Annotated in this window: 6 protein-coding genes; all 6 read right to left on the bottom strand. The window is 50.1% G+C overall.

Annotated features, from left to right (window positions below; translation table 11 throughout):
• Nucleotides 1-48: 48 nt before the first annotated feature.
• The 6 genes from FJM74_RS16540 to FJM74_RS16565 all read right to left on the bottom strand — a co-directional run bounded on the left by FJM74_RS16540 (nucleotide 49) and on the right by FJM74_RS16565 (nucleotide 11,662).
• Complete coding sequence (locus tag FJM74_RS16540; protein WP_187263747.1) at nucleotides 49-1,428, bottom strand: MFS transporter; 1,380 nt, start codon at nucleotides 1,426-1,428, stop codon at nucleotides 49-51.
• A 70-nt stretch (nucleotides 1,429-1,498) separates the two neighbouring features.
• Entirely contained in the window at nucleotides 1,499-3,070 is a 1,572-nt protein-coding gene (locus FJM74_RS16545) for an alpha-amylase family glycosyl hydrolase (RefSeq protein ID WP_187263748.1), read from the bottom strand.
• Nucleotides 3,071-3,213: 143 nt separating this feature from the next.
• Nucleotides 3,214-5,583 (bottom strand): glycoside hydrolase family 31 protein, encoded by a 2,370-nt coding sequence (locus FJM74_RS16550; protein WP_317175573.1) that lies wholly within the window; start codon nucleotides 5,581-5,583, stop codon nucleotides 3,214-3,216.
• Between the two features lie 268 nt (nucleotides 5,584-5,851).
• Complete coding sequence (locus tag FJM74_RS16555) at nucleotides 5,852-6,943, bottom strand: SusE domain-containing protein (RefSeq protein ID WP_187263749.1); 1,092 nt, start codon at nucleotides 6,941-6,943, stop codon at nucleotides 5,852-5,854.
• Nucleotides 6,944-7,019: 76 nt separating this feature from the next.
• Nucleotides 7,020-8,618: a RagB/SusD family nutrient uptake outer membrane protein gene (locus FJM74_RS16560; protein ID WP_187263750.1), complete on the bottom strand. Its 1,599-nt coding sequence runs from the start codon at nucleotides 8,616-8,618 to the stop codon at nucleotides 7,020-7,022.
• A gap of 20 nt (nucleotides 8,619-8,638) precedes the next feature.
• Entirely contained in the window at nucleotides 8,639-11,662 is a 3,024-nt protein-coding gene (locus tag FJM74_RS16565; protein WP_187263751.1) for a SusC/RagA family TonB-linked outer membrane protein, read from the bottom strand.
• Between the last annotated feature and the right edge of the window lie 790 nt (nucleotides 11,663-12,452).

Below are 12,452 nucleotides of genomic sequence, written 5' to 3' on the forward strand. Positions count from 1 at the left end.
GGGAATTTGAAAACGTTGATAAAAGTGATTCCGGGGCAGTATTCCCGACTATAAACTATCCTTTTTACTCCAGGGGAACATCAGGCTATAGGGTCTGTCTTCATCGCGCACAAATATGACGGCCACAGCAGACAGCAGCATAAAAACCCCTGCTATCACAATGGCATAAATGGCTTCGCCACCAAATACCCGCGTAACGAGCACGCCCCCAAACAAGCCGTTGACAATTTGCGGAAAGGTGATGAAGAAGTTGAAAATGCCCATGTACACCCCCATTTTTTTAGGAGGAAGCGAACCCGAAAGTATGGCATAAGGCATGGCCAGAATGCTGCCCCAGGCAAGTCCGATCCCTATCATCGAAAGAACCAGGTACAAAGGGTCGGTAATAAAAAATATAGACAATAATCCAGCGCCTCCGCAAACCAAAGAAAAAGCATGCGTGATTTTACGGGTGGTGGCTCTGGCTATAGCAGGCAAGAAAAGCGCGTATATTGCCGAAACACCATTGTAGATTCCGAAAAGTATGCCGACCCAGTTTCCGGCATCGGCATACAGCTCAGAGGATGTGTCGCCGGGCTGTACTTTGTAGATATGCTGTGCAATAGCCGGGGTGGTGAACACCCACATCGAAAATAAGGCAAACCACGAGAAAAACTGCACCACGCCTAACTGCTTCATGGTTGGAGGCATGTTCCTGAAATCCTTGAAAATGGCCGACAAGCCTTTGCCTTCCTCCTCCAGTACTTCGGGCGGATAAAATTTCGCAAACTCATCTGGAGCATACTCTTTGGTGGTAAACACCGTCCAGGCCACCGTGCCCAGCATAAAGAAGGCGCCAACGTAGAAGGAGAAGATTACATTGGGCGGCACCTGCCCCTCCACTGCCGTTTTGGACACACCTAAGAACTCAGCAAAGATATAGGGCAGCCAGGAGCCGATAACCGCACCAAGCCCGATCAGGAACGTCTGGATGGAGAAGCCAAAGCTGCGCTGCTTATCCGGAAGGGTTTCTGCGACAAGTGCCCGGAAGGGCTCCATGGCTACATTCATGGCAGCATCCATGATCATGAGCATACCGGCACCTACCAGAATGGGCGGCAGCAGGTAAGCCAGCACTTCGGCATTGGGCATAAACAGCAGGGCGGCACCAGCCATAACCGCTCCTGCCAGTATGAAGGGCCTTCGCCTGCCCAGCCTGTTCCAGGTACGGTCGCTGTAGTGCCCTACAATGGGTTGCACCACCATACCCGTTATGGGCGCTGCCAACCAGAACAAAGAAAGACTCTCTACGTCGGCTCCAAACGTTTGCAGAATGCGGGAAGCATTACTGTTCTGCAAGGCAAACCCGAACTGAATCCCTAAAAAGCCGAAGCTCATGTTCCAGATCTGGAAAAAAGAGAGCTTCGGTTTGTGTAATAACTTCGGCATAGTGTGCTTATAAAATGTGTTATAACATTTTTTGAATTGCCGGGAGGGCAGTTCGTTACATCGGGTTACCTTACTTTCGCAATATGAGTGTGCTGTAGGCCGGCAGTTGTACCGCTCCTTTACGGAATGATGCCTCGTTGCTTTGGAAGGCGGTGGTCGTATAGGTCTTCAGGTTCTCCGGCAAAGGCATGTTTACCGCTGTGCCAGACAGATTGTGCAGCACTAGTACGTCTTCCTCTTCGTGTCTTCTGGTAAAAGCTGCTATAGCCGGGTTTTGCAGCTGCAGGGGCTCCACCTCCCCATAGGTTAAGGCTTTGCTGTTGTTCCTGAACCGGATTAAAGTTTTGTAGTGGTTCAGGAGAGAATTTTCATCGGCTGCCTGTGCTGCGGCAGGTACCACGGCTTGCTCGGTAGAGTGTTTTGCCTGTACCCATTTGGTGCGGCACCCGTCTTTGCTGGCCTCTTCCCAGATAAAAGGCTCCCTGATCAGTTCGTCCGGCTTTTTGCCTTTCATGCCTATCTCCTCTCCATAGTAGATGTAAGGAGCACCAGGTAGCGTGAAGAGCAAGGCTGCGGCCATCCGGGCTTTGTTTATATCGCCGTTCAGCTCGCTCATAATGCGGTTCTGGTCGTGGTTGGTCAGGAAGGTGGCATCTATGAAGTCAGGGTTAATGCTGCGGTAATAGTCTCTTATGTTTTTGTGCTTAATCACCAGCGAATCTGCCCTCTCCTGCTGTACCGCATTGGTGATGGCGTAGCCCATATCGAAGTTGAACAGGGCGTGCAGGCCTTTGGTATAGGGCCCAACCGTTTCGGCATCGGCCCACACCTCCCCTACCAGGTACACATCCGGCTTTACTTTCTGCATCTCCGTCTTAAAATCCACCCACCACTGGTGGTTGTCCTCAGGTCGGTCGTCGGGGAAAATATGGCGGGCGGCATCCAGCCTGAAACCGTCCACGCCCATCTCGGTGAGCCAGTGCCGGCCAATGGTAAACACTTCCTCGCGCAGCTTCGGGTTATCGAAATTGAGGTCGGGCATGCCGCCATAGAAGTAGCCGTAGTAGCGGTAGTCGTTGCCCTTTACTTCGTGCCAGCGGTTCACGTTGTCGGAGTCGCCGGCCAGAATTTTGCCTTCCGTCTGGGTTTCGGGGTCATCTTTATGCGCCCACACGTAGTAATCGCGGTAGGGGCTGTTGGGGTCGCTCTTGGCACTCTGGAACCAGGGGTGGTCTACGCCGGAGTGGTTCAGCACCAGGTCGATCACCACCTTTATGTCCCGCTGATGGGCCTGCCGCACAAATTCCTGAAAGTCTTCCTTGGTGCCGTAGTCGGGGTGAACGCCGTAGTAATCCACCACATCGTATTTGTGGTAAGATGGCGACGGGCTGATGGGCATGAGCCAGACTGCTCCTACGCCCAGGTCCTGGAGGTAGTCGAGCCGGGCGGTCATGCCTTTAATGTCGCCGATGCTGTCGCCGTCGGAGTCGCAGAAAGACTGCACAAAAATTTCGTAGGTAACGCCGCGCGGCCATTCGCTCACCTGTGCCTGCTGAGTAGCCAGGTTTTCGGTACTGCTGCAGGCGGAGGCAAGGCTTAAGGTTGTAAAAAGAAGGAAGTTATGTAAGGTGTTTTTCTTCATGGTTTTTATGTCTGAACCTTGATTTATGGATTTGCTTGATTTACTTAATTGTAAATTATTCTAATGAAAATGGCCCTCCGGCTATTCTGCTCCTGCTGGTGCTGCTCCTGCCTCTATAGTCTTTTCAATGTTCCTGAGACAGATCAGAAATTTATGGTGAAGCGGTTTTTGTCGTTCTTCACCACCAGGCTCTGCACTTCGTAGCCTTCCAGCGGGTTGGCTACGCCTTGTGGGTCGAAGCGGGAAATTGGTTCTAGGAAGCTGGCAAAATCTTTGGCAAGTGACTGGTTTTTGCTGTTCAGCTTTACCTTTTTCGTGCCAATAAACCCGTGGAGCACCACCTTTATATTGTTGAAGTTTGATGTGAAATTACCTTCTACCTGGTCAAAGGTGATGGCTTTGCGCCGTGGGTCGTACTGGATGGTGCGCTTGTAGTAGCCGCCATTTTCATAGTCGTAGCTTTCGCCATCGTCTTCGTAGTACACAAAGGAGTTGCTTACGTCGCCTTTATAAACATGCACCGTCAGCGTGTCGGTTGGTTTTTCACCGGTGTGCTGCACCAACGACTGTATCGGGATAATGCTGCTTTCCTTCACGTAAATGGGGAGCTTGTTGTATTGGATGCCAATCAGCTTCTCCTGCCCCCCCTGCTCCACCTCGCCTGTAAACAGGTTGTACCACTTGCCTTTAGGGAAGTACACTTTGCCATATTGCTTACCGCTCTCGAAGGGCATGATCAGGAAAGCCTTACCAAACTGGTACTGCGAGTCGAACTCTCTGTTGTACACATTCGGATCATGAGTGTAGTCAATGGCCAGTGTGCGCATGAGTGGCTGCCCAGTTTGGGAGGCCTCGTAGAAGTTGGAGTAGATGTACGGTATCAGCTTGTAACGCAGGCTAATAAAGTTGCGGGCAATCTCTGTTACTTCCTCGCCATAAGCCCATGGCTCTGAAGACTTGGTGTTAACGGCCGTGTGGTTGCGGAAGTAGGGCGTAAAAGCTCCCAGCTGAATCCAGCGGGAATAAAGCTCTACGGAGGGGTTGCCGGTGAAGCCCCCAATATCCATGGCCGAAAAAGCCACGCCACTAACCCCCAGGCTGTTCATGAGGCGGATACCCAGCAGCATGTGGTTGTCTTCGGCGCGGTTGTCGCCGGTCCAGATGGCGGTGTAGCGCTGAGAGCCGGAGTAGCCTGCCCGCGAGAGCAGGAAAGTGCGCTTGTTAGGTGAGTGCTGGCGTGCTCCTTCGTAGCTGGCGCGCGCCATCTGCATGCCATACACATTGTGGCCTTCTTTGTTGGTAGTAGGATGTCCATCGAAGTCAAAGAGCACGTTGTGGGGCATTTTCTGGCCCCAGGTAGCTATTTCGTTCATGTCGTTCCAGAAGCCATCCACGCCTGTATCGGAGAAAAACTTCAACTCCTTCTTCCACCATTCACGCCCCTGCTCACTGGTAAAATCAGGGAAATGTGTCCATCCCGGCCACACCTCCCCGGTATAGTTCCTGCCGTCGTGGTATTTCAAAAAGATGTTATCTTTTTTCCCACGCTCATAGGCGCCATAGTTATCTTCTACTTTAATGCCCGGATCAACAATGACAGTAGTTTTAAAGCCCATATCCTTCAGCTTTTTGTTCATCGCCAACGGATCACCGAAGCGGCTTTTGTCCCAGGTAAAGAGTTTGTAGGCATCCATGTAGTGGATGTCCAGGGTTATGCCGTCGGCCGGAATCTTCTTCTCTCGCAACGTCTGTGCAATTCGGTATACTTCGGTTTCGGGGTAATAGGAATAGCGGTTCTGCTGGTACCCGAGGCTCCAGAGTGGCGGCAGGTCCATGCGGCCGGTCAGGTCGGTATAGGACCTTATGATATCGGTTAATTGAGTGTGGTAAATGAAGTAGTAGTCCATTTCGCCACCCTGTGCTCCAAAAGAGGAGAAGCGGTTGTTGGAGGCACCAAAGTTAAAGTCGCTCTGGTAGCTGTTATCCATAAAAATGCCATAGTTCAGGCCGCTGTGAATACCGATGTAGAACGGGAACGTGGTATAAAGCGGGTCCTGATCGCTTCTGTAGCCAAAGGCATCGGTATTCCAGTTGGTATAGCCACTGCCCCTGCGGTCCAGCCCGCCTGTTTTCTCGCCAAGTCCGATAAAGCGCTCCCCTTCCTGCATCTTTTTATAAGTCGTTACCTCTTCTCCGATCCACGAGGTGGTCAGCCCCTCCTCATCCTGATTTATCACTTTGCCGCCTTTTGTAAAAAAGGCTACAGCAAAGGGGCTCTTTAGAACCCGGGCCGTTAAGGAATCGGTGGTTATGGTGATATCTGTATCAGTTTGCGTGATGCTGGCTTTGGTTTGTGCTGGCTTCGCAATCACGGCATAGGAGAAGTCGGCTGCCAGTGGCTGCTTATCCATGCGCACCCGCACCACGGTGGGGCTATACACGGCTATGGCTACCTGTATGTTCTGGTCGGTCGTCAGCGTAATGTTCTGCCCGTTAATAGTAACATTGCGCACGTTTCCAACAGGTTTAACTGGGCTGTTTTGAGCAAATGCACCAGACCAGCTACATGCAAATGCGATTAAAAAAGGAATAACTTTAATCCTTATATTCATCATGAAAAGATTCTATGTAATTCGGCAAGCAGGGTTACTGCATTGGTAACCGCTGTTTGGCAGACATAAATTTAATTGTAAGGCAAGCTGTTCCAGGAAGGCGGGTGCAGCAGCAGCCGGTGTTCCCATTTGCTGCTGCCCACTTTCCGGCAATTGTAGAGGCAATTTGTTATTTTTCCAGGAACAGGTACTCTCCTGTCAGGTCATTGAACAGGATGCGGTATGTGCCTGCAGGTATCATGAGGTTAGCCTTATCTTGTCCGCCGGTTCCGTACAAAGAGGTCGGCTCACCGTTGGCTCCCCAGTTCACGCTCCAGCCTTCTTTGATCCTGAATTTCATTTCTGTTTCTGCTTCGAAGGTCTGCTCCAGATCCCAAAGGTGCGGATTAAAGGTTGATTTGGTCATGAGCGGCAATTCGTCGCTCCAGCCATTAAATGCTCCGATAATGCCAATCGCGTTATAGGTAGGAGCACTGGCAGCATTATAAGGCTCTATGGTCAGGCTGTTATCGCGCAGGCTGAGCGTAACGGTGTAGTATCCTTCAGCAGGAATAACAAAGGGGGCAGGATCAGGATCAGCTTCTGCCTCCCGGAACTGCAGACCGTCGCTGCCATTATTCCCATACATTGGCGCCAATTTACCAAGCTCCCCTATAAATTTGAGTTCACCAGCCCTGAACCTTCCGGTAAACGTGTAGATAAACACATCCTCTTCTGTTCGGAACATTGGGGTAGCCTTGGCTGCATCCCCAGCAAACTCGGTGGCAATGCCAACCATGTACAGCGTTGAATATGGCGGTGCGGAAAGGTAGGATGTAACTGTAATCAGGAGCGGGTCGGAATATACGGCTGCAAATTTATCGGAGATGTCGGCCTTTACCCTTACCCGCATCAAGGCAGGCGAAAAGGTAGGAAGCCCGATCTCGTTTGCAATAGCATTCAGCTCTGCAACCGTAAAAGTTTTTACCGTCCGGTTGTTAAGGGCTACCGTACTGGCGCTCTCAAAGTTGGTGTCATCCTCCTTCGCAAATTGCAGGTTATACCGCACGGCTGCCGCATAATTAAAATCAGAGGTGGTAAAGGTAAAGGTGACGGCATCGCGTGCCCCAAGGTCTTCGGCCAACTCCAGGTTGGTTTGCGTGGCAGTGAGCGAAGGAATTGTTCCTGGCTGCGCAATGGTCATCTCCTCGTCTTTGTCGCAGGCCCAGAGGGTAAGGGAACAAACCAGGAGGCAAACTATATGGTGTATCTGCTTTTTCATATAAGATGATGTTTATGGTTAATCTTAGTTACCCGGAGCACAACCAAAGGCTGCCTGTACTCCGGGCCTAATCCTATTATCTTGAATATCCGGGATTTTGTACCAGGTTCGGGTTTGCAGTCAGGTCGGTAGACGGAATCGAGTACAGGTTACGGTAGCTCTCTACTGCTCTTCCCTCTTTCACGCCACCTTTCCAGGCCCACACGTAGGTTCCGGTAGTAAACCTGTTAAAGCGGATCAGGTCGGTGCGGCGGTGCGCTTCCCACTTCAACTCCCGGGCTCTTTCGTCAATTATAAAATTCAGGGTAAGCTGGCCGGCACTGATATTACTGGAAGCGTTGCCATAAGCCCTTGACCGGAGCTGGTTGATGTACTGCAGGGCCTCATTGCTGCTGCCGCCAGTTCCTCCACGGAGTACGGCCTCTGCATACATCAGGTACACGTCGGCAAGTCTGAACATCGGAAAATCTGTGTCGGGGTGGTCTCCTACACGATCAGAGCCAGCCTGCCCGGCGGAGGTCACATTTCTAAACTTAATGATCGGATAACCTTCAGTAAAGGTGAACACATCCTCTATATCGAGGTTCTGACCATCGGTATAGAAATTAGCTCTTTTATCGGTGGCACCAGTTATGTCCGGAAATAGCTCCACAATAGAACGGGTGGTGCGTAATCCACCCCAACCTCCGTTTATGCCAAAATCAGCTGGTCGCATACTTCCTCCAACCGGGGCATGCACCAGGTATGTCATGCCACCGTAGGTGATGGTGCGGGTACCATCAAAAGTAATCGGGAAAATTATTTCAGGCGAGGTATGGTTATCAGCCAGAAACAGGTGCTCATATACTGGTTGCAACGTATAGCCTGCCTCGATCACCCGCTTCGCATAGGTAACGGCATCGGTGTAGCGGGGCTGCCCGGTATACACTTCGGCGTTCAGGTACAGCTTTGTCAGCAGGGTCCAGGCGGCTGCTTTGTCTGCTCTGCCGTATTCATTTTGTCTCGCATCCACCAGTTCAGACTCAATGGCCAGCAACTCCGACTCCACATAAGCAAACAGGTCTGCTCTGGAAATCTGCTCCGGAAAGAAGTTCCCAACCGCATCTTTTTCTGTTACGAAAGGTACGTTGCCAAACAAATCGATGGCGTGCCAGTAGCTTAAAGCTCTTAGAAAACGGGCTTCGGCTCTGTATCGCTTCGCTTCTTCCAGGTTAGCGCCGGTTATACCACGGCTGCTCAGCAAGTCGTCTGTTGTTTCGCGGATAAATTCGTTGGTCAGGGCCACCTGGTAATAAATCCTGTTGTAAATAACTCTGATAAATTCGTTGGCTGGTGTCCAGTCCATTTCGTGGAGGTCACGCAAGTTCCCATCGTTCCAGGCAATTACCGCCTCGTCGGTAGGCAGTTCCTGTGCCTGCCAGTACTGACGGAGGTAGTTAGAGAAGTTCTCGTCGATACCCAATATGTCAGGGCGCCCGGTAGGGCCTTGCTGCCCGTTGGTCGCGTAGCCTGCATATAGTTTGGCCAGTATCGGTTTATAGTTGTTAAAATCGGTGTATACGATAGAAGACACCACCCCCTGCTTCGGCTCAATTTCCAGGCTATGGTCGCAGGATGCTACTGTGAAGGTGAAAATACCGGCCAGTGCGAGGTTTTTTATCAATTTAATATTCATCGGAATTCAGATTTAGCAAATTAAAGTTCGAAGTTTAAACCAAGCGCAAAAACCCGGGGTCTTGGGTAGAAGTTGTTGTCGATACCGCTGGGAATCTCCGGATCCAGCCCTCTGTACTTCGTGATGACAAAGGCATTCTGTATGTTGGCAGTTAGCCGAAGACCTGCTTTATCATTTAAAATACGGCCGAAGTTATAGCCAAAGCTGATGTTCTCCATGCGCAGGAAAGAGGCATTCTCCATGTAGTAATCGGAGAACAACTGAAAATCCTGAAACTGTGTTTCCTGCACATTTCTGGAAACGTTAGTCAGGTAATTGGAGAAGGAGAAGGCTCTGTAGGCACCGTTGTTGGAATACACGTTGTTATACAGGTAGTTGCCAACGTTGCCGCGCATCACAAAACTGAAATTGAAATTGCCGTAGGTCAGTTGCGAGTTAAAGCCAAAAAAGGCAGTTGGGTTTGGCGCCTTATAGCGGTACTTGTCGCTTTCAGAAATGACACCATCGCCGTTCAGGTCTGCATAGATGCCTTCGAGAGGTTTACCTGCTGCGTCGTATACCTGCTTGTACACATAAAAGCTAAAGGGCGCATAGCCAACCGAATGAATCTGGATGTTGTTGCCTACGCCACCGGCTATGCCACCTACGAAGTATCCGACAAAATCAGGGTCTTCTACCCTGCTCAGGTTGGTGATCTCTATTTTGTTGTAGGTACCGTTTATGCCAATGTCCCAGGTCAGTTTCTCGGTGCTGATGGCGGTGTAGTTAAGAGCCGCCTCCAGGCCTTTGGTCTCTATATTGCCAACATTCGTAATCAGCTCGTTTGTAAGGTTAGTCCCGGCCGGTACTGCCACCTGTGCGAGTAAATCTTTGGTTTTCTTATGGTAGTAATCCAGGGTACCATTCAGTCGGCCATCCATAAACCCATAATCAAGGCCGGCGTTGTAGGTCACTGTTTCTTCCCACTTAATGCCGGTGTCGTAGCCTTCCGGACGGAGAGTGTTATACCACTGGTTCCCTAACTGGTAAGAGGCCCTGTTGTCGGAAGGGGTATAGTTCGGCAGGTACGGGAAAACATTTCGCTCACCTATATCCTGCTGCCCCGTCACGCCATAGCCTAGTCTCAGTTTCAGGTCCGAAATGGTTTTCGATTCTCTCAGGAAAGGTTCCTCGCTAATTCTCCAGGCCAGGGCCAGGGCAGGGAAAGTACCCCATCGGTTCTCCGGGCTGAACCTGGAGGAGCCGTCACGACGTACGGTGGCTGTGAAAATGTAGCGGTCCATCAAGGAATAGTTTACCCGGCCAAAGAAAGACTTAAGGCGAAAATATGGAAGAGAAGGATTTCCTGCCGCTGCCAGTACAGTGTCTACCAGGTTTACAATAGGAAAAGATGGTTCGTTAATGGAAAATTCCTGATAAGAATAACCGGCCGTAACATCTACGCGGCTGCTGATGGCGGTGATATCTTTTACATAATTCAGGTAAAAATCGACCAAGTCATTCTCCTTCTCTTGCGAGTATCTTGACAACCTTCCTCCCTCAAATGCATTAGGAGCGAAATCAGCCGCATAGCGTGTAAAGCCTTCGCCTTTGGTACGGTCGAAACCCAGGTTGAGGTTGGCTCTCAGGTCAGGCAGGAAATGGAAACGGTAATCGAGCTGCAGGTTACCGATGGCTCTTTTCACTTCGCCTTCATCGTCGCGCTGGTTTAGCATGCTGAGTGGGTTGCGGGTAGCTAGGGTGTTAAAGTTGCCGCTTGGCTCAGTCCATTGGTAGTAGCCTCCGAAACGGTTATCAGCATAAGCTGGCTTGGTAGGATCAAAAGCCACTGCTGCCCCTATGGCACCATGGTCAGCGAAATGGCTCTTGGTCTGAGCGCCTTTTAGGTTCAGGTTCACCCGCAGGTGATCATCAAGAAAAGAAGGGTTCAGGTTAAGGGTTGCCGACCCGCGCTGAAAGTTATCCCGCAGCAGCACCCCCTGCTGGTTAAGGTAGCCGAGCGATACACGGTATGGCAGCTCTATTCCTTTTATAGATCCACTGAAGCCAACGTTATTGTCGGTGGTATAGGCTTTACGGAAAATCAGGTCCTGCCAATCGGTGCTGGCATCGCCTAACAAGGCTTTCTGTGCCTCGGTACCACGCTCGTTTACCACAGCCCGGAATTCATCGGCCGACAGGACATCTACTTTATCTCCAACTACGGAGAGTGTGTGCATGGTGCTGAAGTTCAGTTTCAGCTTCTGGCCTAACTGCCCTTTTTTGGTCGTGATGATGATAACTCCGTTAGAGGCCCTGGAACCATAAATAGCAGTGGCAGAAGCATCTTTAAGGATGTTAAATGTCTCGATATCGTTCGGGTTAAGGAAGCTGAGTGGGTTGGCTGTACCTGACACAGCCGAGTTTTCCAGCGGCACGCCATCTATCACAATAAGCGGGTCGTTGCTGGCATTGAGCGAGGCCCCACCCCTGATCCTGATGCGGCTGCCTGCGCCCGGAGCGCCACCGTTAGAGGTGATCTGCACACCGGCCACTTTTCCGCTGATCAGCTGTTCCGGCGTTGTTATCTGCCCCTGCACAAAATCCTCTTCGGAAATTGCTGTTACAGCTCCTGTTATATCCTGCCTGCGCTGCGTACCGTACCCCACTACCACTACCTCTCCCAATGTTTTGGAGTCAGGAGCCAGCACCACAGCAATGGTGGAACGGTTGTTTACAGGCACCTCCTGCGTCTGAAAGCCTATGTAGGACAAAACAAGAGTACTATTACCATCAGGTATAGTAATCGAAAAATTACCATCCAGATCGGTAGGAACCGCTGTAGTGGTGCCTTTTAGCATCACTTTTACGCCTGGTAATCCAAAGCCGCTCTCATCCTGCACCTTTCCGTTTACGGTAATTCCCTCCTGGGCCTGCACTGACACAGACATTAGCAGGAACGCAAAAAGCAAAGGGAATAGAACAAGCTTATCTTTCGGAACAAGCCCTTTGGTCAGGGATGCCTGTAGCGCCTGCTGTAGCCAGGTTGTTATACATTTATTCATATTAAATGCTCGGTTAAATGATTAATGTGTGCTTAAAATGTTGATTAGTAAAAATGCCCGGGCCTTTTAAAGAAAGATCCTGGCGAGTCAGGGTGGCTGCTGTTTGAGCCTAAGGCAGGCTGTAGTAGTTGTTATATGGTTCTGGTGCCGGGTGTTGCTTGCAGTAGGCCCGCACCTTTATGCCACATCACTTACTGTAGAACCGCTCATAAGCGAACCTGGCACTGCCTAGCGTTTAAAATACCTTGTTGTGTAAAATACATCATAGTGTAGCTGTTTAAATTGTGTGACATCTGGTTATGAATTTTCTTCGCAGTTCCTGTTTTGCTCCCGTCTCCGCCACACCTTTCAGTTCCCGGTTTCTTTCCGAACGGAACGTAACGCTGCGTTAGCTTATGATTAAAAGAAGGCATGTAAACTGAACTAACAATAGTATGCTTTTTACAAATTTGTATGACTTGCACTGCATCTTCAATTATTGTATATAAAGAGTAGAAAATAACACCCTTTCACAGATAACAACCAACTGACAATCAGGATTTTAATTAACACTCTTTTGTAAAAAAAAGTAACTCTAAAGTAGGGGTAATTCAGGCTATTAACTGAACAAACATTAGCTATTAATACTACACAACAATTAATGTTAGCACAAAGATGCGGAGAGCCTGCTGTAACGGATTTTCTCTATTACGTTACAACCATAAAACAGGTAACATACTATGTATGTTTGGCACTCTTATGGGTCGGAGCAGGCTGAGGTGTACCAAGGCAAGGAGGAGCAGCATCAGGA

This window comes from Pontibacter beigongshangensis, from assembly GCF_014332515.1.
GTDB lineage: Bacteria > Bacteroidota > Bacteroidia > Cytophagales > Hymenobacteraceae > Pontibacter > Pontibacter beigongshangensis.